24 protein-coding genes and 1 pseudogene are annotated in these 26723 nt (G+C 63.2%); 11 read left to right on the top strand and 14 right to left on the bottom strand.

Going from position 1 to position 26723, the window contains the following annotated elements:
• Window positions 1–20: 20 nt before the first annotated feature.
• The 3 genes from NKH16_RS28485 to NKH16_RS28475 all read right to left on the bottom strand — a co-directional run bounded on the left by NKH16_RS28485 (window position 21) and on the right by NKH16_RS28475 (window position 3440).
• Window positions 21–1343: an NAD(P)H-dependent oxidoreductase gene (locus tag NKH16_RS28485; protein WP_352877522.1), complete on the bottom strand. Its 1323-nt coding sequence runs from the start codon at window positions 1341–1343 to the stop codon at window positions 21–23.
• Between the two features lie 214 nt (window positions 1344–1557).
• Complete coding sequence (locus NKH16_RS28480) at window positions 1558–2664, bottom strand: mandelate racemase/muconate lactonizing enzyme family protein (protein ID WP_352877525.1); 1107 nt, start codon at window positions 2662–2664, stop codon at window positions 1558–1560.
• A gap of 50 nt (window positions 2665–2714) precedes the next feature.
• Complete coding sequence (locus tag NKH16_RS28475) at window positions 2715–3440, bottom strand: GntR family transcriptional regulator (RefSeq protein ID WP_352877528.1); 726 nt, start codon at window positions 3438–3440, stop codon at window positions 2715–2717.
• 252 nt (window positions 3441–3692) lie between these two features.
• On the opposite strand from NKH16_RS28475, the gene NKH16_RS28470 reads away from it, so the two are divergent.
• A complete protein-coding gene (locus tag NKH16_RS28470; protein WP_352452550.1) occupies window positions 3693–4313 on the top strand; it encodes a TetR/AcrR family transcriptional regulator in 621 nt (206 codons plus the stop codon).
• Entirely contained in the window at window positions 4300–4773 is a 474-nt protein-coding gene (locus NKH16_RS28465) for a cupin domain-containing protein (RefSeq protein ID WP_352452551.1), read from the top strand. Before NKH16_RS28470 ends, NKH16_RS28465 begins: the two co-directional genes overlap by 14 nt.
• A 319-nt stretch (window positions 4774–5092) precedes the next feature.
• Here NKH16_RS28465 and NKH16_RS28460 read toward each other — a convergent pair whose 3' ends face one another.
• The 3 genes from NKH16_RS28460 to NKH16_RS28450 are packed head-to-tail and all read right to left on the bottom strand — an operon-like array spanning window position 5093 to window position 9709.
• On the bottom strand, window positions 5093–6247 hold the full coding sequence (locus NKH16_RS28460) for an efflux RND transporter periplasmic adaptor subunit (RefSeq protein WP_352540141.1): 1155 nt from the start codon (window positions 6245–6247) through the stop codon (window positions 5093–5095).
• Between the two features lie 16 nt (window positions 6248–6263).
• Window positions 6264–9443 carry an efflux RND transporter permease subunit gene (locus NKH16_RS28455; RefSeq protein ID WP_352877533.1) on the bottom strand — a complete coding sequence of 1060 codons (3180 nt, stop codon included), beginning with the start codon at window positions 9441–9443 and terminating at the stop codon, window positions 6264–6266.
• Window positions 9437–9709 carry a hypothetical protein gene (locus tag NKH16_RS28450; RefSeq protein WP_352452554.1) on the bottom strand — a complete coding sequence of 91 codons (273 nt, stop codon included), beginning with the start codon at window positions 9707–9709 and terminating at the stop codon, window positions 9437–9439. The genes NKH16_RS28455 and NKH16_RS28450 overlap by 7 nt, the downstream gene beginning before the upstream one ends.
• Before the next feature lie 253 nt (window positions 9710–9962).
• On the opposite strand from NKH16_RS28450, the gene NKH16_RS28445 reads away from it, so the two are divergent.
• Complete coding sequence (locus tag NKH16_RS28445; protein WP_031211029.1) at window positions 9963–10544, top strand: TetR/AcrR family transcriptional regulator; 582 nt, start codon at window positions 9963–9965, stop codon at window positions 10542–10544.
• Window positions 10545–11092: 548 nt separating this feature from the next.
• Here NKH16_RS28445 and NKH16_RS28440 read toward each other — a convergent pair.
• The 6 genes and pseudogenes from NKH16_RS28440 to NKH16_RS28415 form a co-directional block, all read right to left on the bottom strand.
• Window positions 11093–12115, bottom strand: a complete 1023-nt coding sequence (locus NKH16_RS28440) for a LacI family DNA-binding transcriptional regulator (protein WP_352877537.1) — start codon at window positions 12113–12115, stop codon at window positions 11093–11095.
• A gap of 59 nt (window positions 12116–12174) precedes the next feature.
• Window positions 12175–12969, bottom strand: a complete 795-nt coding sequence (locus tag NKH16_RS28435; RefSeq protein WP_352569415.1) for an ATP-binding cassette domain-containing protein — start codon at window positions 12967–12969, stop codon at window positions 12175–12177.
• Between the two features lie 3 nt (window positions 12970–12972).
• Window positions 12973–13959 (bottom strand): ABC transporter permease, encoded by a 987-nt coding sequence (locus NKH16_RS28430; RefSeq protein WP_352877540.1) that lies wholly within the window; start codon window positions 13957–13959, stop codon window positions 12973–12975.
• 107 nt (window positions 13960–14066) lie between these two features.
• Window positions 14067–14999: a substrate-binding domain-containing protein gene (locus NKH16_RS28425; protein WP_292659924.1), complete on the bottom strand. Its 933-nt coding sequence runs from the start codon at window positions 14997–14999 to the stop codon at window positions 14067–14069.
• 251 nt (window positions 15000–15250) lie between these two features.
• Window positions 15251–16035: pseudogene (locus NKH16_RS28420) on the bottom strand (SDR family oxidoreductase).
• Between the two features lie 78 nt (window positions 16036–16113).
• A complete protein-coding gene (locus NKH16_RS28415) occupies window positions 16114–17271 on the bottom strand; it encodes a fumarylacetoacetate hydrolase family protein (RefSeq protein WP_352452558.1) in 1158 nt (385 codons plus the stop codon).
• 225 nt (window positions 17272–17496) lie between these two features.
• Here NKH16_RS28415 and NKH16_RS28410 point away from each other — a divergent pair, with 225 nt between their 5' ends.
• The 7 genes from NKH16_RS28410 to NKH16_RS28380 all read left to right on the top strand — a co-directional run bounded on the left by NKH16_RS28410 (window position 17497) and on the right by NKH16_RS28380 (window position 25033).
• Window positions 17497–18780 carry an NAD(P)/FAD-dependent oxidoreductase gene (locus NKH16_RS28410; RefSeq protein WP_352743436.1) on the top strand — a complete coding sequence of 428 codons (1284 nt, stop codon included), beginning with the start codon at window positions 17497–17499 and terminating at the stop codon, window positions 18778–18780.
• 84 nt (window positions 18781–18864) lie between these two features.
• Window positions 18865–19752 (top strand): ABC transporter permease, encoded by an 888-nt coding sequence (locus NKH16_RS28405; protein WP_352903023.1) that lies wholly within the window; start codon window positions 18865–18867, stop codon window positions 19750–19752.
• Window positions 19749–20627 carry an ABC transporter permease gene (locus NKH16_RS28400; protein WP_352903020.1) on the top strand — a complete coding sequence of 293 codons (879 nt, stop codon included), beginning with the start codon at window positions 19749–19751 and terminating at the stop codon, window positions 20625–20627. Before NKH16_RS28405 ends, NKH16_RS28400 begins: the two co-directional genes overlap by 4 nt.
• Window positions 20612–21682 (top strand): ABC transporter substrate-binding protein, encoded by a 1071-nt coding sequence (locus NKH16_RS28395; RefSeq protein ID WP_352835142.1) that lies wholly within the window; start codon window positions 20612–20614, stop codon window positions 21680–21682. The genes NKH16_RS28400 and NKH16_RS28395 overlap by 16 nt, the downstream gene beginning before the upstream one ends.
• Window positions 21683–21887: 205 nt before the next feature.
• Window positions 21888–22496 (top strand): cupin domain-containing protein, encoded by a 609-nt coding sequence (locus NKH16_RS28390; protein ID WP_023674050.1) that lies wholly within the window; start codon window positions 21888–21890, stop codon window positions 22494–22496.
• Window positions 22486–23571, top strand: a complete 1086-nt coding sequence (locus tag NKH16_RS28385; RefSeq protein WP_352452562.1) for an ABC transporter ATP-binding protein — start codon at window positions 22486–22488, stop codon at window positions 23569–23571. Before NKH16_RS28390 ends, NKH16_RS28385 begins: the two co-directional genes overlap by 11 nt.
• 34 nt (window positions 23572–23605) lie before the next feature.
• Window positions 23606–25033: an aldehyde dehydrogenase family protein gene (locus tag NKH16_RS28380; protein WP_352903016.1), complete on the top strand. Its 1428-nt coding sequence runs from the start codon at window positions 23606–23608 to the stop codon at window positions 25031–25033.
• Window positions 25034–25158: 125 nt separating this feature from the next.
• On the opposite strand, the gene NKH16_RS28375 is transcribed toward NKH16_RS28380, so the two are convergent.
• Both NKH16_RS28375 and NKH16_RS28370 read right to left on the bottom strand, forming a co-directional pair.
• Window positions 25159–25644: an SRPBCC family protein gene (locus NKH16_RS28375; RefSeq protein ID WP_502895022.1), complete on the bottom strand. Its 486-nt coding sequence runs from the start codon at window positions 25642–25644 to the stop codon at window positions 25159–25161.
• Window positions 25641–25991, bottom strand: a complete 351-nt coding sequence (locus NKH16_RS28370; RefSeq protein WP_352452564.1) for an ArsR/SmtB family transcription factor — start codon at window positions 25989–25991, stop codon at window positions 25641–25643. Before NKH16_RS28370 ends, NKH16_RS28375 begins: the two co-directional genes overlap by 4 nt.
• 155 nt (window positions 25992–26146) lie before the next feature.
• On the opposite strand from NKH16_RS28370, the gene NKH16_RS28365 reads away from it, so the two are divergent.
• Entirely contained in the window at window positions 26147–26500 is a 354-nt protein-coding gene (locus NKH16_RS28365) for an ArsC family reductase (RefSeq protein WP_352903013.1), read from the top strand.
• Window positions 26501–26723 lie beyond the last annotated feature (223 nt).

The raw sequence follows: 26723 nt of genomic DNA, 5'->3' as shown, positions 1-26723 counted from the left end.
CAGGCGGAGGTCCGGCGGGGTCAGGCTGCGTTTGTAACGAACCGTCCGTCCGACTGGTCGAGACGGCGGCGGATCTGGGTTATCACCATCGAATCGTCGGGTACACAATTTTCATAGGTCAGGAAGTCGCCGGTCTTGAGCGGCTTGACCACCTTGGCGCGTTCGGCAAGGCCGAGCGGCAGGGCGCCGCGGGCGCGCGCATCCCCCCAGGTCATGGCGAAGCCGCGATAGTCGTTCTCGCCGATCATGCGGAGAGATTGGCCCACACCAAGATCGCTCTTGGCGACCGCCACCGCCTCGGCGACCGGATGGTCGAGCGGCTCCATGTCGGCCCGCTTGTAGACCACGGCGCGCGCCGCCGACAGCGGCACTTCCAGGCTGGTCAGATGATAGGGCCGGAAGATCGTGAAATAGGGGCCCTTGCCGACCTTGAGGTCGATCATGCGCTCCAGCACACGCGGATGCCGGGTCTCGATGATGCAGAACACGCCGGGCGCCACACCCTTGCCGATCGAGTAATCGACCACGCCCTTGCGGTGCAGCACGCCGCCATCCTCGCGCGGGCAAAGCACGCTGGCCAACTCCTCCAGCGTCGCGGTCGGGCCGTGCATGCCCGGCACATCGGGCACCAGCCCGGTCGCATTGGCGATCGCCACCATCTCGATCGCCGTCTTCGAGCCGTCGACGAATTCGACCAGCATGCGCGCATTCATGTTGCGCTCGGCCGCCTCCTTCTCGTAGTCGGCCGGCATGGCGTCGATCTTCAGCGGATTGTTCTTGCCCTTGCCGGCGGCGATGATGTTGAAGCCGAGGCTTTTGGCAAAGCCGATGATCTCCAGCGTGCAGGCGGGCTCGTCGCCGGCGGCACCGGTATAGACGACGCCGGCCTTGCGTGCCTCCTCCTTGAGGAAGCGGCCGATGGTGATGTCGGCCTCGACATTGAGCATGACGATGTGCTTGCCGTTCTTCATCACTTCCAGCGCGAACAGCGTGCCGATATTGGGATTGCCCGTCGCGTCGATGATGACGTCGATCCGGCCGGCCGCCGCCAGCGCATGCAAATCTTCGGTCACCGCGATCTTGCCGGCCTCGATGGCGCGGTCGATCGCGGCGGCATTGCCGGCCTGGACGATGTCGGAACGGTCATGGCCAGCGAGCAGCGCCGCGTCGATCGCTGCCTGCGGCCTGACTTCGGAAATGGCGCCGATCCGCATGCCCGGCATCAGCGCGACCTGGACGACGATGTCGGTGCCCATCTGTCCGGCGCCGGCAAGCCCGATGGTGATCGGCCCCTGCTGTTCAGCGCGCTGCAGAAGTTCCGCTGCAAATTGCGGATGGGACATGTCGCTTCCTCCAGTTCCTGACGCGCCGCAGCGTCCAAATCAACGTTTTGAACATTTCTATTTGCAAATGAAAAATATTTCAACCGGCAATTGGGCATTGTCGCTCTGCAATCGGCCGAAGACGATTGGATGAGCGGTCAATCCACACGGCCGTGCCTCCGCAGTCAGAAGGACGCGGCATATTCAGGTTGATTGGGTGCAGCCTTGTTGCAGCTCAGCTGCCGATTTCGAAGAAGGGCGCACCAAGCAGGCCGGGAACGACATCGATGCCGAGGCCCGGCCCATCCGGAATGCCCATACGGCTGCCCGAAACCGGCGGCATGTTGGATGCAGTGCGCACCGTCACCCATTCGTGAAAGGCGATGGCGTGCAGCCGGCGCTCCTCCGGCGTCGACAGCGACAGATGCGCCATCGCCGATGTGTCGATCTCGGCGCCGCCAGTGTCTTCGACCGTGATCATGAAGCCGAGGTCGACGGCAAGGTCGCGGATCTGGCGCGTCTTGGTAATGCCGCCGAGGCGCGAGATCTTCAGCGTCAGCCCGTCGGCGGCGCCCTTGCGGTGGATGTCGAGCATATCGTCCAGCGAGGCGACGGATTCGTCGAGCACCATCGGCTTGTCGAGCGAGCGGCGCACCGACAGGCATTCGTCGATGGTCGTGCAGGGCTGCTCGAACGTGTAGTCGATGGTGCGCGTCGCATCCACGAACTGGCGCGCCTGGTAAGGGGTCCAGCCGGCATTAGCGTCGCAGAAGATGACGGTGCCCTTCGGCACCGCGGCGGCAACGGCTGTGACGCGTTCGATGTCGTCATGGACGTTGCCGCCGACCTTGACCTGCAGCCGGTGAAATCCTTCCCCGACGATGCGCTTGGCGAGCGCGGCCATCGCGTCGACCGTGCCGTGGGTGACGACCTTGTAGAGTTCCGCCGTCTCGCTCTCGCGGCCGCCAAGCAACGTGACCAGCGGCACGTCGGCGGCGCGCGCCGCGAGATCCGAGCATGCCATGTCGAGCGCCGACTTGACGTAGGGATGGCCCTTGAACACCGTGTCCATCAGCCTGTTGATACTGGCAAGCCCGCGTGGGTCATGGCCAATGAGATGCGGCGCGATCTCGACGACGCCGGCGCGAGTACCCGAAGCGAAGGCAGGCGAATAGAAATTGCCAAGCGGCGCCATCTCGCCCCAGCCGGTGAGCCCGCTATCGGCGATGACGGCGACGATCATCGCGTCGAACGCATCGGCGACACGCCCCTTGGACATGCGGTAGGGCCCGTCCACGAAGGGCTGCACGACATGATATGCCTTGATGGTTTTGATCTGCACGTTTTCTGTCCGTTGTCTGTGTTCCGGGATGTCCGTCAAATTTGTCGGGCTCAGCCGCCTTTAAGTCGGCCGGCACGATCGGCGCCGGCGCCCTTTGAGCCGCGCTGTTCCAGCCCGCGCGCATAGGCGAGCAGTTCCTCGAAATCCAAATCGATATGCTCCTTGGCATGGCGCTGGGCGGCGGGCATGTCGGTGCCCTTGAGCAGCCGCACATAGGTCTCGTGAGCATCTTCGGCAGGCACCGGCTCGTTGCGCGCCCGCTGGTGCAGCGCGAAATACATCTGCAACCGGCTGGTCAGCCGCTGCCAGGTCTCCAGCAGCACCGAATTGTCGGCCCATTCATGGATCAGGCCATGCAGTTGCAGCGCCGTTTCGATCTGCCGCGTCGTGTCCAGGTCGCGCGTCGCCTGCTTCACCGCCGCATGACGCCGGTCGAGTTCGTCGAAGAAGCGCTGGTCGCGAAGCGGCCAGGTCCGCGCGATGGCGAACTCGTCGAGCACCTTGTTGAGCGAATAGGCATCGTCGATGTCCTTGGCGGTAACGTCGACGACGAAGGTTCCGGCGTAGGGGATGCTGGTCAGGATGCCTTCCTGCACCAGTTCGCGCATTGCCTCGCGCAGCGGCGCGCGGCTCACCCGCATCTGCTCGGAAATCCTGAGTTCGTTGAGCTTCTGCCCCGGTTCCAGCCGGCCGGTCAGGATCGCCCGCCTCAGCAGCGCGACGATCTCGGCGCGTCTTGTCGTGTCGGCGATCGGACTGAAATCCAGCGTTGCCATTCCGGCTGCTCCAGGGAACCGAAAGCAAGACAAGCAGATTGTCGACAATCTAACAAGAGCTGGATTCTCGATCCTGGAGACATTGGCGCCCCTCCGGCCGCAGCCAGCCTGGCCATGCAAGCCGACCAGGTCCCGGCCGCTGAGCGTCAGCTGGCCTCTCGCAGCGCGAAACGGCCTGGTGCGTAGCCTTCGCAATGTCCATTGACGACTGGGAAGGTTTGTGTCACTAGCAGTGACATGAATTCACAAACGATGACTCAGAAATACGAGAGCCCGCTGCGGGCAGAGCAGGCGCAGGCCACGCGCGAGCGCATCCTCGCGTCCATTCGAACGATTCTGGAGCAAAATCCGTACAGCCTCCTTGGCTTCGATGAGGTTGCCGAGGTTTCGGGCGTAAACCGACGGACCATCTTCCGCCATTTCCCGACGAAGGAAGCGCTTTTGGAAGCCTTTTGGGCCAGCACCAATGCCTCGCTGGGAGTGCGGTTCTGGCCTGAGCGGGAGCAGGATCTGATCGATCTTCCTCCCGACCTTTTCGCCTCGTTGGACGCAATCGAAGGCGTAGTCAGAGCCTCGCATGCGAGCGCTACCGGGCGCGAGATGCGCCTGCAAGCCAATGGTGAGCGGCAACGTGCCTTTCAGAGCAGCCTTTCGCAAGTCGCAAACGGAATGGACCCGAAGGCGGCGCGCCAGCTTGAGGCCGTGATCCAGCTCCTGTTCAGCGCCACTGCCTGGCAGACGATGAAAGACTACTGGGGTCTTACCGGCCGTGAGGCCGGAGAGGCAGCCGCCTGGGCAATTCGCGCCTTGCTCAATGCGGCAAAATCGCAGCAAGGCGCTGTTCGAAAGGAAAAAGCAAGTGACTTGGGATAAGACCAAAGCGACGGTCCATCCGGCCGATTCGGTTCAAGGCTTCTGGGTGATGGGCGATCAGGTCGCTGTCCGGGCAAAGCTCGCTGGGACGGCACTCAACGTGATCGACGTCACGGTACCTCCTGGAAGCGGCACGCCGCCCCACACGCATCCTTCCGCGGAAATTTTCCGCATTCTCGAGGGCACCCTCACGATATGGACAATGATCGATGGGGTCGCGCAAGAATATGAGGTGGAACCCGGTGATGTCGTCACCATTCCGGGCAACGCGCCCCATGGCTATCGCAATGCTGGTCCCGTGCCGGTTATTTTCATGGCGATCGTCGACGACGAGATGATCGCATTCTTCGAAGAGGCTGCATCCAAGGACGCGCCCTCCGGCCCGCCGACCGCTGGCATGATTAACCGCGTGATCGAGCTTACCGGACGCCACGGGATCCGGATCCTGCAGGCGGCCTGACCGGCGAAACCGTTGCGCCAGGATTTGACCTGGAAGACGGTGCCTTATGCCGCCTAAATCCAGCAGTCCATCCATCCAGGTCGAAGCGGGCGTTCGCGCGAGTGATACGTGTAGCCGCGACAAGCCGTCGGCTGGATGGATGCCTCGTTTGCTGATCCACAAACTGCCTTCACAGTTGGAGAGCGCCTCTATGCTGCCATCGTCGCCAGAGCCGCCGTTCGCACTACGGCTTGAATCGGCCGTGTCGAAAACATCAGCAAAAACGGCGCCCTTGGCGTGGGAGCCGAGGGCGCCGCGGGACCGGACCTGATGGGGGTTATCAGGTGGCCGGTTTCTCGGGCAGCGGCGAGATCGGCATTCCCGGGCCGATCTTCTGCAGATTCCCGGTAATCACCCGGTCGCCTTCGGCCACACCGCTCAAGATGGCGACCTGATCGCCATTGGTCGGTCCGAGCGAAACGATACGCTGGTCGACCGTGTTGTCCTTGCCGACGACATAGAGATATTTGCCGAGCTGGCCTGAGCCGAGTGCCGTCTGCGGTACCATCAGCGCATCGGGCTGCTCTTTGACGTGCAGCCGGACGCGGACATATTGGCCGGGCAGCAGCGTGAACTTGCCGTTGCCGACCGTCGCCCGTGCCGTGATCGTGCCGGTCGATCGATCGATCGTGTTGTCCATGAAGGTAAGATTGCCCTTCTGGCGCGGTTCCGTTTCACCGGGAAGCAGGACGTCGACACTGATCGGTCCCGCGGCGCGGGCTTCCTCGATCTGTGTCAGGTCCGTTTCGCTCGGATTGAAGGTGACGTAGATCGGATCGAGCTGCACCAGCGAATTGAGCACCGTGCCGGCAACGCTGACCAGCGTTCCAACGGAAGCCTGGCTGCGACCGATACGTCCCGCAAACGGGGCACGGATTTCGGTGTAGCTCAAATTGAGCTCGGCGGTCCGCAAGGCGGCCTGGTTCACGGCGAGCGAGGCCTGAGCCTCACGCAAGGTGCTGGTGCGCTGGTCGAACACGTCCTTGGCGAGATAGCCGCTCTTGGCGAGCTCGCTGCCGCGCCCGAGATTGGAGCGCGCATAGTCGAGTGTTGCCGTGTCGCGCTGGATAAGCGCCTTCGCCTGCTCGAGGGCAGCCTGGAAATCCTCCGGCGCGATCTTGTAGAGAAGGTCGCCCTTCGCAACGTCGCTGCCGTCGGTGGCGACCTGCTCCTGCAGATAGCCCGGCACGCGCGCCTGCAGCGTGATGCTGCGGATCGGCTCCACCCGGGCGGCGTAGTCGAGATAGATCGGGATCGTCTTCTTGACGACGCTCACCACCGGCACCGGCATGACAAAGGCTTCCGGCTTGGGGGTTGCCGCCCCGGCTGTGCCGGCGTTGAGGCTGAGGCTGCCCATGTCGAGCAGGTGAACGCTCGCCACCGAAATGGCCCCAAGGGCGACGGCCGTTCCCAGCGCGATTTTCCATTTACGCATGATCAATTCTCCAGTCCTATTCAGCCGCTTCGGCCAATGGCTCGAAGGCGGGTTCGGCAGTTGGTTGTTCGGTCGCTTCGGAAACCGGTTCGCTCTCGCTGCGGCGCTCGCGCAGCTGCTCGATCACCGCATAGAAGACCGGCACGAACACCAGCGACAGGATCGTCGCCGCGACCATGCCGCCAAAGACGGTGGTGCCGATCGACTGCCGGCTCGCCGCACCTGCACCTGTAGCGAACATCAGCGGCAGCACGCCGAGGATGAAGGCGAAGGCGGTCATCAGGATCGGTCGCAGCCGAAGCCGCGCCGCTTCCATCGCGGCGTCGACGATGCTGAGGCCTTCTTCGCGCCGGCGCCGGGCAAACTCGACGATCAGAATCGCGTTCTTGGCCGCCAGTCCGATCAGCATGACGAAGCCTATCTGCGAATAGACGTCGATCTGCATGCCGCGCAGCCACAGCACGACGAATGCACCGAACAGTGCGAGCGGCACCGCCAGCAGCACCATGAACGGCATCGCCCAGCTCTCATATTGCGCGGCGAGGATCAGGAAGACGAAGACGATCGCGAGACCAAAGACGACGGATGCGATCGATCCTGCCTTGAGCTCCTGATAGGTGATGCCGGTCCATTCGTAGCCGAAATCTCTCGGCAATGCCGTGGCAGCGGCACGTTCCATTGCCGCCACCGCCTGGCCGGACGAAAAGCCGGGCGCGGCGCCGCCATTGATCAGGGCCGACGCATTGTTGTTGTAATGTGGCACGGTCTCGGGGCCGACGACGGGCACAAGCTTGCCCAGCGTGCTCAGCGGCACCATGCCACCCGACGCATTGCGGACATAGAGCCGCGAAATGTCGGCCGGACCGGCGCGAGAATCCTTGTCGGCCTGGATGGTCACCCGGAAGGTGCGGCCGAACAGGTTGAAATCGTTCACATAGAGCGAGCCGAGATATATCTGCAGCGTATTGAACACGTCCGGCAGGTTGAGCCCGAGCAGCTTCGCCTTGGCGCGATCGAGATCGTAGTTGAACTGCGGCGTGGAGGTCGAGAACGACGAGAACAATTGCTGTGGGTTGAGCTCCGGCTGCTTGCGCGCCTCGGCAATCACGGCTTGCGTCGCATCGTTGAGCGCCACGCTGCCGCGGCCGGTCAGGTCCTCGACCTGGAACTCGAAGCCCCCGGTGGTGCCAATGCCCGGGATCGACGGCGGGTCGAAGCTCAGCGCAAAAGCCTCTGGAATTTGCAGCAGCTTGTTGCGCACGTCGGCGACGAGCTTAGACGCGCTCTGATCGGGGCCGCGTTCGTCCCATGGCTTCAGGATAGCGAATTCGACCGCCGAATTCGACTGCGCGGCACTGGTCAGGAAGTTCAAGCCGCTGATCGAGCCGACGATGTCGACGCCGGGCGTGTTCTGCAGGATGTCGCGTGCCTTTTGCGCCACCGCGTCGGTGCGTTCCAGCGAGGCCCCGTCGGGGAGCTGGATGACGACGAAGAAATAGCCCTGGTCCTCGACCGGAAGGAAGGTCGAGGGCAGGCGCTGCCAGACGAAATAGGTCGCGACAAGTCCGGCCGCGAACACGCCAAGCATGATCCAGCGCAGGCGGATGAGAATGCGCACACCATTCGCATAGGCATGCGCCAGCCGTTCGAAGCCCATGTTGAACCAGCGGAACAGCACGAACTGTGTTTCCGGCCGGTGGCGCAGGAAGGCGGCGCTGAGCGACGGGGTAAGCGTCAGCGAGACGAAGGCCGAGATGCCGAAGGAGATCGCCACAGTCAGGGCGAACTGGTTGTAGAGCCGGCCGGACACGCCGGGAATGAAGGCAACCGGCACGAACACAGCCATCAGCACGGCGGTCGTGGCGATGATCGGGCCGGTAACCTCCGCCATCGCGGTACGCGTGGCAGCCAGCGGTTTGAGGCCGGCCTCAAGTTGGCGTTCGACATTCTCGACGACGACGATGGCGTCGTCGACGACGAGGCCTATCGCCAGCACCATGCCGAGCAGGCTGAGCATGTTCAGCGAGAAGCCAAGCATATGCATGACGGCCAGCGTCGCCACCAGCGACACCGGAATTGCGATCGTCGGGATGATCGTGGTGCGCCAGCTTTGCAGGAAGATGAACACCACGGCGACGACCAGGACCAGCGCCTCGCCGAGCGTGATCAGCACGTCGTGCATCGAGGCCGAAACGAAACGTGTCGTATCGTAATGTATGGCGTAGCTGACGCCCTTCGGGAAACGGGCCGACAGCTCCTGCATCTTGTCCTTGACGCGCTGCTGCAGATCGAGCGCGTTGGAGCCCGGCATCTGGTAGACCGCGAGCACCACCGTCGGGTCCTTGCCGAAGAAGGCCGACGACGAATATTGCAGCGCGCCGAGCTCGATGCGCGCAACATCGCGCAGCCTGACCAGCGAGCCGTTGGCGGTATTGGCCCGCACGACGATGTCGCCGAACTCCTTGGGATCGCTCAGCCTGCCGACGGCGTTGACCTGCATCTCGAAGGCGGTGCCGGCCGGAGCCGGCGACTGCCCGATCTTGCCGGCCGCCACCTGGACGTTCTGCTCGGCGACGGCGTTCTGCACGTCGACGGCAGTAATGCCGAGATTGGCGAGCTTGTCGGGGTCGAGCCAGATGCGCATCGAATAGCGCCGCTCGCCGAAGATCTGCACGTCGCCGACGCCGGGCAGGCGCTTCAGCGGATCGACCACCTGCAGATAGGCGAGGTTGCTCAGCGCGACCGGGTTGACGGAACCGTCCGGCGAGGTGAGGTCGACGATCAGGACGAAGTTCGGGTTCTGCTTCTTGATCGTCACGCCGCCCTGATTGACGATGGCCGGCAACGAGGAAGCCGCCTGCGAAACGCGGTTCTGGACGTCGACGGCCGCCGTGCTCAGATCGTAGCCGACGTCGAAGGTGATGGTGATCGTCGAGGAGCCGTCATTGGAGCTCGACGACGACATATAGGTCATCCCCTGGACGCCGTTGATCTGCTGTTCGAGCGGCGTCGTCACCGTGTCGGCGACGACCTGCGCGCTGGCGCCCGGGTAGTGGGCGCTGACCACGACCTGGGGCGGCGTGATGTCGGGAAACTGCGAGACGGGCAGGAGGAAATAACAGATCCCTCCGGCGAGCACCATGATGATGGCGATCGCCGACGCAAAGATCGGACGATGAATGAAGAAGTTTACCATGATATGCACGCCTCGCCCGATGCTCTGGCCCGGCCAAAGGCCCTGGCCACCCTGGAAAGCCGCCGGCTGCGTGTTGAGCCGGAATCTTCGAGAAAGCCGAAATCTTCAAGGCGGCGCGGCGCATTGCGGCGCTCGGCCTGTTCGTCCGCCAGCGCACGCAGCATCGCCTCGAAGGACCGCGGGTCGACGCGGTCGGCCTTCATCAGCATGCGGATCATCGGATCCTTCACGACTTCATCGATCGTCAGATCATTGCGCTGCGACATCGAAGCGGCTCCTGGTTTTTGGTGATCCGCGGTAAGCCGCGGATCGGGTGTTTTCTTGCTCGCCGGCCGAGGCCGTAAGGTGCGGTTCGTCCCCTTGCCGATCGGGGCGGGGCTGATGGCCGGCACTTGCGAGTTTGACATGATGCAATGCGGGTGTTACAGGTAAGTAACATCTCTAACGTTACAGACCGGTAACACCCTAGTCAAGAGGTGCACCGAGGGAATTTCGGGAAACGCAATCACGGAGGTTTTGATGACAGACGGTGTTGTGGAGCGTGTTCGCCCCCGGGACAGGATCCTGGAGACGGCACGGGACATGTTTCACAAGCATGGCATTCGCGGCGTCGGCATCGACGCCATTACCGAGGCCGCCGGCACCAACAAGATGACGCTCTACCGGCATTTCGAGTCCAAGGACGATCTGATCATTGAATGTCTGCGGGCGACCGCCTGCAGCGCCAACGCGATGTGGGAAAAGTTCGAGGCCGAGAATCCGGGCGACAAGCTGGCGCAGCTGCATGCCTGGGTCCGGATGGCGGCCGATTGCCTGATGTCGGACCGTCGCGGTTGCGACATGGCCAACGCCGCCATCGAGCTGAGCGAGGCCGATCATCCGGCAAGGCAAGTGATCAAGGAACTCAAGGAAGCCCAGCGCGAGCGGCTGGTCTCGCTGTGTCGCGATGCCGGCATCGGACAGGCCGAGCTTCTCGCCGATACGCTGTCGCTGTTGCTCGAGGGCGCCCGCGTCAGCCTGCAAAGCGTTGGCGCCGAGGGCCCGAGCGCGCAGTTCGTCCGCATGGCGGAAGGCCTGATCACGTCTTTCAGGGCCAGATAGTCTCGCAAGCGGCGAAACGATACGTGGCGTTTCGATTGCGGGCCGCGCCGCCGGGTGATGTCTCGTCCCATCGCGATGTGCCATCTCGCGTCTCCTGTGCCGATCCTCCGCACCATGGCCGGCGCGGCGTTGTTTGCTGGTCGTGAGGCAGGATAGGGCCGCCGGCGAACCGGTGAGAGTGACAAGTGTGACAGGATTCTGCCCGACAAAGCCGCGGCGGTCGCAGCGAAGCTCATCGATCCGCGGATCAGCAAACGTGTCCGGTGCTGTCCCGACCGCAAGCATTGGCCGCTATCCCGGAGCCGGAACAAAAAAGCCCGCTGCCGGGAGGAGGTGGCAGCGGGCTCGATTTCGAATACGGCACGGGAGGAGGTGTACCGCACTCAGCGTCGGCATCGCATCTGGGAGGAGTAGATGGCCGACACCTGCGAAACTATCGATTGCCCAATGATTCGGCAACCACAAAAGTTGCATAGGTGATGTGCAGATTTGCGGTATCAGCCGCATTTTAACGATCGAGGCCCGAGCGACCATCGCCTCGCGCGACATCACTGCACCGGGACATTTTCCTTGAAGATCAGGCGCGGCTCGATGAATTTCCGCGTCAGATAGGGCGCCGACGAGGCGATCGAGCCGAGCAGGCGAATGACCGACTGTTCGGCGATCAGCCGCGCATTCTGGTCGATCACGACGTCGAGCAGATCGTCGACCAGATAGCCACGCGTCTCGCGCGTCAGATCATGGCAGATGAACACCGGCTTCGTCTGCGGCCTGACTTCGAGCAATGCTTTTGCCACGCCCGAGCGCCCGGCGCCGATACAATAGATGCCGAGCAGCTCCGGCTCGTTGTGCAGCGCCTTCATGGTCGCGGTATAACTGACCTCCGGCTCATCGTTGATCTCCACGGCGCTGGTGACGGTTAGGTTGGGGAACTCCTCGCCGAGCACGGAGCGAAAGCCCATCTCGCGTTCCTCGTGGCCGCGGTAGGAGCGTGAACCGACGACCATCGCCAGATGGCCCTGGCGGCCGCCGAGGAACCGTCCCATCAGCAGCGCCGCGGTGCGGCCGGCCACCCGGTTGTCGATACCGACATAGGCCGAGCGGGGCGCGCCCGGAACATCGGACACCAGTGTGACCAGGCGGATGCCGGCCTCGACGATCTCGCGCAAGATGTTGCGCGTTCTCGGGTGATCGATGGCGATGACGCCGACGCCGTTCGCCTTGAGCGAGAGGTTTTCGACGGCCGCCTGCAAGGCGCTCGGCGAGATGCCGGCGAGCTTGTGGATGCGGGAGGAGGCGACCAGCGGCAGGCGCGCCGCATAATCCTCGATGTGCCTGGCCAGATCGGCCATGAAGGCATTGCTGCCGATCGGCAGGAAGAATTCGAGATGCGCCGGCCGCGAGGGCAACGCGACCTGGTCGACGACCGGCAGATAGCCGAGCTGCTTGGCCGCCTCCATCACGCGCTGCCGGTTGGCGGCACTGGCTCCCGCCCGGTTGTTGAGCACACGGTCGACCGTCGCGGTCGACAGGCCGCAGCTCCTGGCAATATCCGAAACGGTGGCTTTCATGTCGCAACCATGTGGCGATGCGATCCAGTGCCTCGACGATCAGGCCGACCCCCGGCTGCTCAGCTGGGCCGTTGCGTGCCCTCGACCAGCGCGTCATGGATCTCCTTGTCCGACATGCCGGTGATGACGCGTTCGACTTCGGCGACGCTGGTCTTCTTCGGGTCGATATCGTCGGCGACCACCTTACCGCGGCGCATGACGACGATGCGGTCGACCACCTGGAAGACATGATGGATGTTGTGGGCGATGAAGATGCAGGAATGGCCGGAATCGCGGGCACTGCGCACGAAGCTCAGCACGCCTTGCGTTTCGGCGACGCCGAGATTGTTGGTCGGCTCGTCGAGGATGATGAGATCGCTGTCGAAATGCATGGCGCGCGCAATCGCCACCGCCTGCCGCTCGCCGCCGGAGAGCGAGCCGATCGGCGTCGTCGGCGGGATGTTCTTCGAGATGCCGACCTGCTTGAGCAGGTCGCGGGCAACCACGTTCATCGCCTCCTGGTCCATGCGGTTGAGGAAACGCGGCGGCTTGATCGGCTCGCGTCCGAGGAACAGGTTGCGGGCGATCGACAGCTGCGTCACCAGCGCCGAGTCCTGGTAGATCGTCTCGATGCCATGCGCGATGGCGTCGCTGGTACTGCGCAAATTCACCTTCTTGCCGCGGATGAAGATGTCGCCGCTGGTCAGCGGGACCGCGCCCGACAGCACTTTGATCAGCGTCGACTTGCCGGCGCCGTTGTCGCCGAGCAGGCCGACGATCTCCCTTTCGTTGACATGGAAATTGGCATCAACCAGCGCCTGCACGCGGCCATAGGACTTGCGGATATTTTCCATGCGGACAAGCGGTTCGGCCATGGTTCAAGTCCCTGCCTGATGCCGGCGTTCCAGCCATGAATGGAGCGCCATCATGCCGAGGATGATGGCGCCGATGAAAATATTATAGGCAAGGCCGGGCACGCCGATCAGCACTATGCCGTTGCGCATCACGCGCAGGATCAGGATACCGAGCACCGTGCCGATGATTGTGCCGCGCCCGCCGGTCAGCGCCGTGCCGCCGATCACAACCATGGCGATGACTTCGAGCTCGTAGCCGGTGCCGCTGTTGGGGTTGGCCGCCGAGGTGCGCAGCGAGCTGATGACGCCGGCAAGCGAGGCCAGGATCGACGACAGGATGAACAGGCCGATCTTGACGCCGCTGACGTTGACGCCGCGCGCCCTTGCAGCACTCGGGTTGCCGCCGGCCGCCTGGATCCAGTTGCCGGTCCGGCTCTGCGTCAGCACGTAGCCGAGCGCGAATGCGGCGGCGATGAACCAGAACAGCGACATATAGATCCGGAACGGCCCGATGAAGAAATCGCCGACCAGCGCTTCCGCCAGCCAGCTGCCCTCGGCGCTCCAGGTCCGCTGCGGAAACCCGTTGGTGACGAACAAAGCGGTGCCGCGCACCACCAGCAGCATGCCCAGCGTCACCAGGAAGGACGGGATCTTGAGCTGCGTCACGAACCAGCCATTGACCAGCCCGATAAACGCAGCGACCACCAGCGCGATGACGAAGGCGGCTTCGAGCGAGACGACGCCGCTGTTGAATAACGTCCACATCAGGACCGGCGAGAAGCCGAACACCGAGCCGACCGAGAGGTCGAATTCGCCTGATGTCATCAACAGCGTCATCGCCAGCGCGATCAGCCCGAGCTCAACCGTGAAGGCCAGCGTGTTCGAGATGTTCTGCGGCGACAGGAAGTCGTGGTTGATGCCCCAGAACACAGCGATCTCGACGACGAGCAGCACGAACGGCCCGAACTCGGGCCGCGCGATCGAGCGTTGGATAAGAGAACGATTTTCCACCTTGGACCCGCGATAGGATTGGATTTGGCCGAGACCGCAACCGGCTTCGGCGGAATGATGAGACAGTCACGGCCGCCGAAGCGGCCGTGACCAACTCGATCGCGGATTTATTTGCCGGACAGGATCTTGTCGTAGACTGCCGCGGTGTCCTTCTCGTAGAGCGCGCCGGTGATCACGTCGAAGCCGGGCGGAATACCGCTCGCCGCCATGTTGGCGAGCGAGAGCGCGACGTAGCTGGTCGCCTGCGGATCCTGCCACTGGCCGGCATTGACGTAGCCGTTCAGCACTTCCTGGGTGGTGTCGAGCGAGTTGCCCCAGCCGACGACTGGGATTTCGCCCGGCTTGACGCCGACCTGGTCGAACACCCGCTTGATCGAACCGGTTACAAGGTCGCCGAGGCCGATAACCGCCTTGACCTTGGCTCTGTTGGCGGTGAGGTAATCGACCATGCGGTTGATCACTTCGGCCTGGTCGAGCGTCGCTTCGGTGATTTCGTAGGTGATGCCGAGCGGCTCGAACACGCTCTTGATGCCTTCCTCTTCCTGGACGCCATAGGTGGCGCCGGGAATTTCGACCGGCATCCAGACGAAGTCGCCCTTCTTCACCAGGCCCTTGTCGACCAAATACTGAGCCCAATGCTTGCCGAAGGTGACGTTGTCGCCGCCGACATAGGCGTTGAAGTCCGCCTTTGGGTCGGGCGTGTTGAAGTTGATGATCGGGATGTTCGCCGCCCGCGCTTCCTTGACGATCTCGACAAGGCTGCCCGGATCGGGGCTGGTCGTGGTGATGCCGTCGGCCTTGGCGGCGATTGCGGCGCGAACAGCCTCCTGCTGCGACGCCACGTCGCCATTGTGGAACGACGTGTTGACGGTGTTGCCGGTGTCCGCCGCCCATTGCTTGGCGCCGGCAAGGAAGTATGTCCAGACCGGATCGGCCGGGCCGCCATGCGAAATCCAGTAGAACGTCTTGGCCTGTGCCGCGGCCGGAATGGCCAGGGCCACCACCAAGCCAAGTACAAGCAGTCTTAGCCTCGTCAGCATTTGATTTCCTCCCATTTGAACCGAACTCCTCCTCCGACGACGATCACCGCGAAAAGCCGTGCGCGGCCAAAACGGTGGTCGCATTTTGCCAGCGTCGACCTGGGCGCATTAGAGCATTCCCTTTTTCGATCGATGGCAAGCCTCGATTGCCAATGGACGTTGGCGCAAGGCACCGCGCCATCAGCAATCCCATCAGATTGCATCAGTTTGGCTGATATTTTCCAGGCGGGCGACGATCGGCCTTGCGACCGTCATGCAATGCTGCGCGGCGGCGCGCCGAGCACGGATTGCTCTAGGTCGATAAGCGTCCCGGTCATCAGCCCGGAGGCGTCGCTGAGCAGGAACAGCGTTAGCTGGGCGACTTCGTCCATGGTCAGCAATCGACCAAGCGGCAGGCCGGCGGCGGCGATCTTTGCCCAGTTTTCGCCCTTGCCCAGCGTGCTCGCCTGCATCTCTTGTTCGGCCGGCGTCGCTACCCAGCCCATGTTGATGCCGTTGACGCGGATGCGATCGGAAAGATGCGCGTTGGCAATGTTTCTGGTCAGCGTCGAAAGCGCGCCCTTGGTTGCGGAATAGATGGCAAGGTCCGGCGCACCGCAATGCGCATTCACCGAACGATGGCGCCCGCCGCCCGCCGTGTCTTCATGTCGGCTACGGCCCCCTGCATGAGGAAGAACGGCGCGCGCGCATTGACGGAAAACAACCTGTCCCAGTCGTCGATTGTGCCAGTTTCCAGCGAGGCCCGGTCGGTGAGGGCCGCGGCGTTCACCAGACAATCGATGCGGCCGAGTCTTTTGATCGCTTCCGCCATGACAGCTGCAGGCGCGGCCGGATCTCCAAGGTCGGCCTGGATGAAGACGACGGGCCGGCTTGGTCGTGAAAGCTCTTCGGCGATGCGTCTGCCACGCTCGGCATTGCGGCCGACAATGGCGATCCCTTCGCCGCCGTCGGCTGAGGCCAGCCGGGCGATGGTCTCGCCAAGTCCTTGCGTTCCGCCGGTAACGACAAGGGTCTTGCCCTCAAGAGCGACGATCAATGGACTCTCCCGAATGCCGACGAGCAGGTAATTTCCAATCAGAGAATTCTAGAATCTATCGGATGTTAGGCTGCGGGACTAGATGAGGTCGGCCCTTGCGAGGTCACGCATCAGGTGGCTGGCGCCGTAGGTCCAGTGTGGGCAGTCGGGCGACAGCCGCACGCGGTTGACCAAGGCGCCGAATTTCTCCGACGATATGGTGACGATGTCGCCGACCTTGTGGGTAAAGCCCTTGCCTGTTTCGCCCCGATCCTTCGACGGCACGAACATCGTGCCGAGATAGAGCGCCAGCCCGTCCGGGTATTGGTGATGTGGCCCCATGGCGGCGGCGACCAACTCTTCCGGCGAGCGGCTGATCTCGGCCATCGAACTGGCGCCCTCCAGCGAGAACCCATCCTCGCCTTCGACTTTCAACCGTACGATCGCCTGCTTCACGTCGCCAATGGAAAATGTCTCATCGAACAGCCGGATAAAGGGGCCAAGTGCTGCCGAAGCGTTGTTGTCCTTGGCTTTGCCGAGCAGCAGCGCCGAGCGCCCCTCGACGTCGCGCAGATTGACGTCGTTGCCGATCGTCGCCCCGACAATCCTGCCGCTGCTGGCGGCAATCATGGCGATCTCCGGCTCCGGATTGTTCCATGTCGAAACCGGATGCAGGCCGACATCGGCGCCGAAGCCGACCGAGGCCATCGGCTGGCACTTGGTGAAGATCTCGGCATCGGGGCCGATGCCGACTTCCAGATATTGCGACCAGGCGCCGCGCGCAATCAGCTTGGCCTTGATCTCCATCGCTTCCGGCGAGCCGGGCTTGAGCTTCGACAGATCGTGGCCGATCAGCCCGGCGATGTCGGCGCGAATGGCGTCGGCCTTTTCCGCCGAACCGCGCGCCTGCTCCTCGATCACCCGTTCGAGCAGGCTGACGACAAAGGTGACGCCAGATGCCTTGATCGCCTGCAGGTCGACGGGGGACAGCAGATACGGTTTCCCCGGATCGCGCGCTGTCTCGAAACTGTTAGCGGCAATGGCATCGAGCGGGCCGATCGGCCGCCCCTTGGCCGAGCGGACGTGCCCCGCCGGATCCGGCAATTCGCAAACGTCGCGCACGGTCGGCGCCACATTTGACGTGATGTCGAAGACCGTGCCGTCACGCACCGTGACCACCAGCGGATGGGAAGCATCGCTCGCCCGGGCGCGGCCCACGAAGAGGCCTTCGGCGGGCAAATGTGTGGCGTTCGTCATGGCTTACATTTCCTGTTGTCTTGTCCTTCGGCCGCGGCACTTTCAACAAATTCCCGCCAAAGGTCTATCCCGCTTGCAGGGCGAGCTTTGTCAATTCTTTCAAGCGGTCTTCGCATCGCTGGACCTTGATCGAGCCTGACGTGCGCCAACGGCGACGGAAAACGCTCTTTCAAAATAATGAAACCGTCGCTAGGGTTTTCACCTACTGAAATCTCCAGGTGACGCTTGCCCGTACGGTTTTCCGATCCAATCTGGCAGAAGCCGCGGACAGCCACCGCGTTCCAGTCGCTTTTTCCCGCCGGCCAATGCGTCGATGTCGTTATCGTCGGCGGCGGTATCATGGGGCTGTCGACAGCCTTGCACGCTGCCCGGTTCGGCCTTGCTGTCCAGGTGCTGGAGGCCGGCGAAATTGGCAATGGCGCATCCGGCCTGAACGGCGGTCAGGTCATTCCCGGCCTGAAATACGATCCGGATTGGCTGCTGGAGCATTTTGGTCTCGAACGCGGCGAAGCGCTCGTCAACTTTGCCGCCTCGACCGCTGACACCGTCTTCGAATTGATCCGCGACGAAAGACTGGCGGTGCCGTTCGTCCGCAATGGCTGGATCCAGGCCGCGCATACCGAGACCGCGCTGAAAGCGGCGGCGAACCGGGATCGGCAGTGGCGCGCCCGCGGCGCCGATGTCCGGCTGCTGAGCGGGACGGAGATCGCGACGATGACCGGCGCGCAAGGCTATCTCGGCGGCTGGCTCGATCGCCGCGCCGGTGTCATCGATCCGCTCGCCTACACGTCGGAACTGGCGCGCGTCGCTGCAGCGGCGGGCGTAAAGATCGCCGAGCGCCAGAACGTGATGCAGATCAGCAAGAATGCTGGCATTTGGTACGTTTCTACGGAAAGCGGCGCCGAACTCAAGGCCAAGGCGATTGTCCTGGCGACCAACGCCTATACCGGCGGCCTGCTTCCCGGCCTCACCGAGACGATCGTCCCGCTGCATTCCTTCCAGATCGCGACAGCACCGCTATCGTCCAATCTCGCGGCGGCTATCCTGCCGGAAGGGCAGGCAGTGTCGGATTCGCGCCGCATCCTCGTCTATTATCGCAAGAGTGCCGACGGCCGGCTGGTGCTCGGCGGGCGCGGCCGCATGGCTTTGCCGAACGGCCCGGCCGACTGGGCGCATCTGGAGCGCGCGCTGCTGCGGCTTTATCCGGCGCTGTCAGACATTGCCATTGAAAAGCGCTGGTTCGGCCGGGTGGCAATGACGCCGGACCATCTCCCGCATATCCACGAGCCAGAGAAGGGTCTGCTGGCGGTCGTCGGTTGCCAGGGCCGCGGCATCGGCCTGATGACCGCGCTTGGCGAGCGCATCGCCTCCTACCTGTCGAGCGGCGACACCAGGCAATTGCCGTTCCCGGTCTCGCCGATCCGGCCGATTCCGTTTCATGCGTTTCGGCAGGTCGGCGTCGCCGCGACCATCGCCTGGTACCGGATGCTGGACGCGTTCGAACGCTGACGTTCATGCCCAAGCATGAAACAGCTTGACAATTTCACAAACATGAAAAAAGCTTAATCGATTTCAAATTTCGATGGACAGCTGATGTCGACCATCATCGTAACGCAGTCGCTGCCGGAAACCCGGTCTTCGCCGGCCTTCCGCTTCGTCATGCTGCTGCCCGGCGGGCTGGTCACCTTCTTGCTGATCCTTTTCGCCCTTGGCCTGGTGTTCTTTCTCGCCTTTCGCGGCAATGACGGCTCGCTGCTGGGGGCTGGATTCACCCTTGCGAATTTCGTCACTGTGGCCACCGATCCGCTGTACTGGACGGTGACGCTGCGCTCGCTGGGTATCGCCGGCCTGGTGACGCTGGCAACCGTCGTCACCGCCTATCCCGTTGCCTACTATCTGGCTTTCCATGCCGGGCGGCGGCGCGGGCTGCTGTTGTTCCTGCTGACCCTGCCGTTCTGGACCAGCTATCTCCTGCGCGTCTTCGCCTGGAAGATCGTGCTTGCCTATAATGGCGTGCTGAACTCGGCGCTGATCGAAAGCGGCATCTGGTCGGAGCCGACATTGGCGCTCTTGAATACGCCGGCAGCGGTCGTCGTCACGCTTGCCCACGCTTATGCGCCGTTCGCCATCCTGCCCATCTATGTGGCGCTGGACACGATCCCGAAATCGCTGCTCGAAGCTGCTTCCGATCTCGGCGCAAAACCGTTCACCAGCTTCCGTCGCATCGTGCTGCCTAATTCGATGCCGGGCGTGCTGGCGGCTGCTCTCGTCGTCTTCGTGCCGACCGTCGGCGATTATGTGACGCCGGCGCTGGTCGGCGGCCCTGCCAGTACAATGATCGGCACACTGATCCAGGCCGAGTTCGGCAAGGCCAATGACTGGCCGTTCGGCGCCGCACTCGCCGTCGCCGTCATGCTGGTCATTCTCGCCGTGGTGCTGGTGGTGCGCTTCGCCGACCGGCGATACGGCAGCCGCACATGAACACGGCGCGCCTGGACGCAAAGCAAGGCGGCGGCTGGCTCGGAGCCTACGTCCTTGCCTATCTGGTGTTCCTGTATCTGCCGATATTGCTGATCCCGCTGTTTTCATTCAACAATTCGATCCAGGCGGTATTTCCGCTGCAAGGCTTCACGCTGGAATGGTACGGCACGCTGGTCGGCAATTCGGCGCTGTCCGGTGCGCTTGCCACCAGCCTCGTCATCGGCGCCATTGCCGCCACCGGCGCAACACTCTGCGGCATCACCGTGTCCTATATGGACCTCTACGGCCGCTCGCCGCTGGCCGCCACGATCAGTGCCATTGCGCGGCTGCCGATCCTGATCCCCGGCGTCATCGTCGGCATCTCGCTGTTGATCCTGGTCAATCTCGCCGGTTTCGGGCCGTCGCGCATTGCCATTGTGCTCGGCCATGTATTGGTGGCGCTGCCGACGACGGTGGTGGTCATGCGCAGCCGCTTCGCCGCCATCCCGAAGACCATCCGCGAGGCAGCGCTCGACCTCGGCGCCTCGGACTGGACGACCTTCAGACGGGTGATGCTGCCGCTCAGCCTGCCCGCCATTATTTCGGCGTTCATGCTGGCCTTCCTGACCTCGTTCGACGAGTTCATCGTCGCCTTCTTCCTCGCGGGCACCGAGCCGACGCTGCCGCTTTATATCTGGAGCCAGCTGCGCTTCCCGAAATCGCTGCCGACCGTCATGGCGCTCGGCACGGCGATCCTGGCCGTGTCGTTCGTCATCGCCGCACTCGCCGAAATCCTGCGCCATCGCGGGCTTGCCGCCACCCGGCGGCCAGCGCCCGCCAGCCTGTCAAAACCAGAAGAAACCGAAAGAGGAGAACTGCAATGGCATTCGACTTGAAATCGATAACGACAAAGACAGCGAAAACCGGATTGGCCGCCTTCGCGCTGGCGCTTGCATCGACTGTCGCCTTTGCCGGCGACAAGCTGCAATATTTCACCTGGTCGGGTTACGAGCTGCCCGACTTCAACAAGAGCTTCCTCGCCGCGCACCCTGATGGCGTCGAAGCCTCGATGTTTGGCGACGACGATGACGCCTTCACCAAGGTCAAGGCCGGCTTCCGCCCCGATATCGCGCACCCTTGCTATGACAAGGTGGCGCGCTGGAACAAGGAAGGCCTGCTGCAGCCGATCGACACCAAGCGCATCAAGAACTGGGATTCGATCTTCCCGGTCTTCAAGAACCTGCCCGACCTGCAGGCCGGCGACGGCAAGGTCTGGATGGTGCCGTGGGACTGGGGCAATACCTCGATCCTCTACCGCACCGATCTGGTGAAGAACCCGGAAGCCAGCTGGAACCTGCTCTGGGACAAGCAATATGCCGGGCGCATGGCGACCATCGATGCCGTCCACGACACACCGGTGGTGGCGGCCCTTCTGGCCGGCGTCAATCCATTCGACATGACACCGGAACAGATGGACAAGGTGGCGGAAAAACTGCGCGAGCAGCGCCCGCTGCTCTCGAACTACACCACCGACATGACCTCGGTCGAACAGGCACTGGCGAGCGGCCAGCTGGTCGCGGCCATGACCTGGAACGCCTCGGCCACCTCGCTGAAGAAGCAGGGCGTGCCTGTAGAGTTCATGAAGCCGAAGGAAGGCATGCTGACCTGGGCTTGCGGCTTCGTCATGCTCAAGGACGCCAAGAACGTCGATCTTGCTTATGATTTCATCAACAGCCGGCTGGAAACGGATTCCGGAAAGTATCTGATCCAGGCCTACGGCTATGGCAGCTCGACCAGCTCGGCTTTCGCCGCCGTGCCAAAGGAGGAGTTGGAGAAACTGCAGCTGCCTTCCGATCCCGAGGTGATGCTGAAGACCACGATCTTCACCGGGCCGATGAAACAGAATGACGAACTCGCCAAGATGTTCGAGAAGGTCAAGGCAGGCGGCTGAGTTCGCTCTTCCTTCTCCCCTTGTGGGAGAAGGTGGATTGGCGCGCAGCGCCAAGACGGTTGAGGGGTGTTGGAAGGAATGAGGCGTTGGTGTTTTCTGGAACACCCCTCATCCGACCGAGCTTCGCTCGGCCACCTTCTCCCACAAGGGGGAGAAGGGAAGACCACGCGGCGCCGGCCAAAAATACTGTAACAAGGACGAACGAATGGACATGCTGGACGAAGCGGCTGAGAAGCCGAAGGACGACGCCGACGTCAGGGTCGGCCGGCGCGTGCGGGCGCTCAGGCTAGAACGCAATCTCTCGCTGGCCGAACTTGCCGCCAAAGCCGGTGTCTCGATAGGTGCGCTAAGCCAGATCGAGCGCGGCATGTCGTCATTGCGGGTCCGCGTGATCTGGCCGCTTGCCGCCGCCCTCGACATCGAGCCATCGGCGCTGATCGCCGACGGCAATGATGTCGGCAACGATCTTTATTGTGTGCGCGCCAACAGCCGGCGGCAGATCCCGGTCAAGTCGGAAGGCATCGCCAAGGCGCTGCTGTCGCCGCCGGCCGCCACGCTGACCGGCATGCTGGTGACCGTGGAAGCCGGTGGTGGCACCGCCGAAGCCTACGCTCATGCCGGCCATGAATTCGGCTTCGTCCTGTCCGGTGAGGTCGAGCTGGTGGTCGATTCGACCAGATATGGGCTGAAGGCCGGCGACAGCTTCGCCTTCAAGAGCACGTTGCTGCATGCCTTCCGCAATCCGGGCAGCGAGCGCTGCCAGATCCTGTGGGTCAACACCACCAAACCGTCCGAGGTTCGCGATGGCGCCTGATCCGCTCGTCCGGCTGGACAAGGTCTCCAAGATTTTCCCCGGCGGCATCATCGGGCTCGACGCCGTCGATCTCGATATTTCGCGCGGCGAGTTCCTGACCCTGCTCGGACCGTCCGGCTGCGGCAAGACCACCAGCCTGCGGGTCATCGCCGGATTCGAGAGCCCGTCGAACGGCAAGGTCCTGCTCGAAGGCCGCGACATCACGGCGCTCAGGCCCTTCGACCGTCCTGTCAATACCGTGTTCCAGGACTACGCGCTGTTCCCACACATGAACGTTGCCGAAAATGTCGGCTTCGGCCTGTCGCTGCGCAAGCTCTCCGGTGCCGAACAGGCAAAGCGCGTCGGCGCAGCGCTCGCCATGGTCGACCTTGCCGAGAAGCTCGGCGCCCGCGTGTCCGAATTGTCGGGTGGCCAGCGCCAGCGCGTCGCGCTTGCCCGCGCCATCGTCTGCGAGCCGCGTGTGCTGCTGCTCGACGAGCCGCTGTCGGCGCTCGACGCGCATCTGCGCGAGCAGATGCAGGTCGAACTGAAGCGGCTGCAGTCGCGGCTTGGCACCACTTTCGTCATGGTCACGCACGACCAGACCGAGGCGCTGTCGATCTCAGACCGCATTGTCGTCATGAACAAGGGCCGCATAGAGCAGATTGCGCCGCCGGCGACCCTTTACGACCGCCCCGCCACCAAATTCGTCGCCAGCTTCATCGGCACCATGAACCTTCTGCAGTCGCGCTTTGTCGGCCGTGACGGCGAGCGCTTGCGGTTCATCGCCGGCGCTCTGCCGCTGGAAGCGATTTCGGATAAAGGCGAGCTGCCTGGCGAGGGCACGGTGCGCACCATTGGCGTGCGTCCGGAGGACCTTTTGGCCACGACCGAGGCGGCGGCCGGTACTGCACCGGTGCGGGTGAACAGCATCGTCTTTCACGGCCGCACCTTGCGCCTTCATGCAGAGTTGGGGCAGGGGACACAGGTGGTGATCGACGCGCCGCGCCGGACAGAGGGTTTTCAATTCAGCGTCGGCGACGTGGCGCATATCAGCCTGCGCCGTGGTGCCAACTGCCCTATGCTGCCTAGCTAGTCTCACTCATTTCCAGAAAACCGGAGCACGGCCCATGAGCAATCATCTCAATTTTTTCATCGGCGGCAAATGGGTCGGCCCCGTGGTTCCGGCAACGCTGGATGTGATCGATCCGTCCACTGAAGAGGCCTACACCAAAATCTCGGTCGGCTCGAAAGCCGATGTCGACAAGGCCGTGGCTGCAGCCAAGGCGGCATTCCCGGCCTTTTCGCAAACGAACAAGGCCGAGCGCCTGAAGCTGCTGAAGCGTATCCTCGAAGTCTACAATGAGCGCTACGAGGACATCGCCCAGGCGGTCAGCCAGGAAATGGGTGCGCCGATCAGGTGGGCGCGCGAGGCGCAGGCCTGGGCGGGCAGGGCGCACATGGAAGCCACTATCAAGGCGCTGGAGGATTACGAATTCAGCGAGAAGCGCGGCACCACCATGGTGGTCAAGGAGCCGATCGGCGTCTGCGCGCTGATTACACCGTGGAACTGGCCGCTCAACCAGATAGTCTGCAAGGTGGCGCCGGCCATCGCCGCCGGCTGCACCGTCGTTTTAAAGCCTTCCGAAATCGCGCCGATCAGCGGCATCATCTTTTCCGAGGTGATGGACGCCGCCGGCACGCCGAAGGGCGTCTACAATATGGTGAATGGCACCGGTCCGGATGTCGGCCAGGTCATGGCTGGCCATCCCGATGTCGACATGGTCTCGTTCACCGGATCGACCCGGGCCGGCATCATCGTCGCCAAGACGGCGGCCGAGACGGTAAAGCGCGTCGCGCAGGAGCTGGGCGGCAAATCGGCCAACATCGTGCTGCCCGACGCTGACTTCGAGACGGCGGTGCGCAAGGGTGTCAACGCCTGCTTCGGCAATAGCGGCCAGTCTTGCGATGCACCGACCCGCATGCTGGTACCGGCCGCCCGTCACGACGAGGCGCTGACGATCGCCAGGAAGGCCGCCGAACGGCACAAGGTCGGCGACCCGCGCTCGGAGGAGACCAAGCTCGGGCCGGTGGTCAGCAACGTCCAGTTCGACAAGATCCAGCGGTTGATCGAGGCCGGTATCGCCGAGGGTGCGACGCTGGTCACCGGCGGCCCCGGCCGGCCTGAACACCTCAACCGTGGCTATTATGTGCGACCGACCGTTTTCGGCCACGTCAGGCCTGGCATGACCATCGAGAAGGAGGAGATTTTCGGGCCGGTCCTGTCGGTCATCTCCTACGATGACGATGATGATGCGGTGAAGATCGCCAACGACACCGTCTATGGCCTGGCTGCCTATGTCCAGTCCGGGGATATCGACCACGCCCGCAAGATTGCCAGCCGCCTGCGTGCCGGGCAGGTGTCGATCAACTATCCGGAATGGGATACGTTTGCGCCCTTCGGCGGCTACAAGCAGTCCGGCAACGGCCGCGAATATGCCGACTGGGCCATCCACGATTTCCTCGAGATCAAGGGCATCATCGGCTACGGCGCCTGAGCGTTCAACATTGGCATTACGCCAACCGTCAAGTTTGTTGCGAGCGTTGGTGCCTCGGCATCGGCGTTCGGTTGAACGGCCACGACGGCTCCGTGGCCGCAATGTGAGTGCGAAGCAGGGTCGCCTCAGATCGTCTTGAGATAGCCGGCCAACTGATCCGCCACCGTGCCCCAGCCGTCGTGGAAGCCCATCTCCTCGTGGCTGTTGCGCGTGGCTTCGTCGCGGTGGATGGCGGTGGCGGTGTAGCGCGTCGTCTCGCCATGCGATTGCAGCGATATGACGGCTGTGATGAATGGGTCGCCTGACGGCCGGTAGCCTGGCAGCAGCGCATCGGTCCACACCAGCCGCTCGTCCTGGACGATATCGAGGTAGCAGCAACGCCTATCGTTGACCTCCTTGCCGTCGGGCGACTGCATGCGGGTGCGGAACAGGCCGCCGGGCCGCAGGTCGATCTCGCAATCGGTGATGATCCACGGCTTCGGCGTGAACCATTGGCTGACATGCTCGGGTCTCGTCAGGGCCATCCACAGCAGTTCTCGCGGCGCCTCGATCGTCCGTTCGAGCACGAGGTCGAGCTTCGGATCGGGTTGGAACAACGGCACCATATTCATCTGTCTGTCTCCTTGAGTTTCAGCACGTAATCGTCGAACTGGTCGAGACGGCGCTCCCACAGCGCACGCTGCTCGGCCAACCAGTTTTCCGCGAGCTTCAACGGCTCCGGCGCGAGCCGGTAGGTCCTGACGCGGCCGGCCTTTTCCGAATGCACCAGCCCGCTGCCTTCCAGAACCCTGAGGTGCTCGATGAAGGATGGCAGGGCCATCTCGAACGGCTGGGCAAGCTCGCTGACCGAGGCGGGGCTTCGGTTCAGTCGCTCGACCACGCGTCGCCGGGTCGGATCGGCGAGCGCCCGGAAAATGCCGTCAATGGGCGGGGGGCTTTCGGTCTGCAGGCCCGTCATGGTCGTTTCCTTGCCTCAAATTAGCTCGGGAAATAGTTAGGAAGATTCCTTACTATTGGCAAGCGCGAAAATCGCAGACGGCCGGCGAGGCCGCTGGAAAACCGAGAGGCGCGGTTTTAGGGTGCCGTCAGATTCGACTGGTCCGAGGACGCGTTTTGACGATCACCATGTACGGCATCACCAATTGCGATACGGTCAAGAAGGCGCGTTCCTGGCTGGCGAGCCACGATGTTGCCTATCGCTTTCACGACTACAGGGCAGACGGGCTTGAAGCGGATCGGCTGGACGGCTGGTCAGGCAAGGTCGGCTGGGAAATCCTGCTCAACAAGGCGAGCACAACGTTCCGTGAACTGTCGGACGAGGACAGACTGGGCCTGGACGAGAAGAAGGCCAAGGCGCTGATGCTGGCCAAACCGACGATGATCAAGCGTCCGGTGCTGGAACTTGGCGACAGGGTTCTCGTCGGGTTCAAGCCCGATGTTTATCAGCAGGCGGTGAGTGGGAAGTAGAACCGACCCGCCGCGATCCGTCGCGCCCCCCTCTGTCCTGCCGGACATCTCCCCCTCTGGTGGGGAGATTGGATGTCACTTCGGCTTTTGCTAGTCTCCAAAGAAGGGCGCTTTCGGCGAAGCTGCCAATCTCCCCCCTGTTTGGACCGGAGACATCGCGAACAGGTGTGCGAGGACATCGCGAACAGTTTGGCGCGCTTTGCGCCGGGAGGTTCGGGATGCC

Origin of the sequence: Mesorhizobium sp. M1307, assembly GCF_040318155.1 — a bacterium.
In the GTDB taxonomy this organism is placed as follows: Bacteria; Pseudomonadota; Alphaproteobacteria; order Rhizobiales; family Rhizobiaceae; genus Mesorhizobium.
Note: the sequence above shows the minus strand (reverse complement) of the source record. Positions and strands in the feature narration are given on the sequence as shown.

Bases quoted from the DNA above. Each gene is read 5' to 3' on its own strand.
- NKH16_RS28485 (WP_352877522.1), bottom strand. From the start codon at position 1,343: ATGTCCCATCCGCAATTTGCAGCGGAACTTCTGCAGCGCGCTGAACAG.
- NKH16_RS28475 (WP_352877528.1), bottom strand. From the start codon at position 3,440: ATGGCAACGCTGGATTTCAGTCCGATCGCCGACACGACAAGACGCGCC.
- NKH16_RS28470 (WP_352452550.1), top strand. From the start codon at position 3,693: ATGACTCAGAAATACGAGAGCCCGCTGCGGGCAGAGCAGGCGCAGGCC.
- NKH16_RS28460 (WP_352540141.1), bottom strand. From the start codon at position 6,247: ATGCGTAAATGGAAAATCGCGCTGGGAACGGCCGTCGCCCTTGGGGCC.
- NKH16_RS28455 (WP_352877533.1), bottom strand. From the start codon at position 9,443: ATGGTAAACTTCTTCATTCATCGTCCGATCTTTGCGTCGGCGATCGCC.
- NKH16_RS28450 (WP_352452554.1), bottom strand. From the start codon at position 9,709: ATGTCGCAGCGCAATGATCTGACGATCGATGAAGTCGTGAAGGATCCG.
- NKH16_RS28445 (WP_031211029.1), top strand. From the start codon at position 9,963: ATGACAGACGGTGTTGTGGAGCGTGTTCGCCCCCGGGACAGGATCCTG.
- NKH16_RS28440 (WP_352877537.1), bottom strand. From the start codon at position 12,115: ATGAAAGCCACCGTTTCGGATATTGCCAGGAGCTGCGGCCTGTCGACC.
- NKH16_RS28435 (WP_352569415.1), bottom strand. From the start codon at position 12,969: ATGGCCGAACCGCTTGTCCGCATGGAAAATATCCGCAAGTCCTATGGC.
- NKH16_RS28425 (WP_292659924.1), bottom strand. From the start codon at position 14,999: ATGCTGACGAGGCTAAGACTGCTTGTACTTGGCTTGGTGGTGGCCCTG.
- NKH16_RS28415 (WP_352452558.1), bottom strand. From the start codon at position 17,271: ATGACGAACGCCACACATTTGCCCGCCGAAGGCCTCTTCGTGGGCCGC.
- NKH16_RS28405 (WP_352903023.1), top strand. From the start codon at position 18,865: ATGTCGACCATCATCGTAACGCAGTCGCTGCCGGAAACCCGGTCTTCG.
- NKH16_RS28400 (WP_352903020.1), top strand. From the start codon at position 19,749: ATGAACACGGCGCGCCTGGACGCAAAGCAAGGCGGCGGCTGGCTCGGA.
- NKH16_RS28395 (WP_352835142.1), top strand. From the start codon at position 20,612: ATGGCATTCGACTTGAAATCGATAACGACAAAGACAGCGAAAACCGGA.
- NKH16_RS28390 (WP_023674050.1), top strand. From the start codon at position 21,888: ATGGACATGCTGGACGAAGCGGCTGAGAAGCCGAAGGACGACGCCGAC.
- NKH16_RS28385 (WP_352452562.1), top strand. From the start codon at position 22,486: ATGGCGCCTGATCCGCTCGTCCGGCTGGACAAGGTCTCCAAGATTTTC.
- NKH16_RS28380 (WP_352903016.1), top strand. From the start codon at position 23,606: ATGAGCAATCATCTCAATTTTTTCATCGGCGGCAAATGGGTCGGCCCC.
- NKH16_RS28375 (WP_502895022.1), bottom strand. From the start codon at position 25,644: ATGAATATGGTGCCGTTGTTCCAACCCGATCCGAAGCTCGACCTCGTG.
- NKH16_RS28370 (WP_352452564.1), bottom strand. From the start codon at position 25,991: ATGACGGGCCTGCAGACCGAAAGCCCCCCGCCCATTGACGGCATTTTC.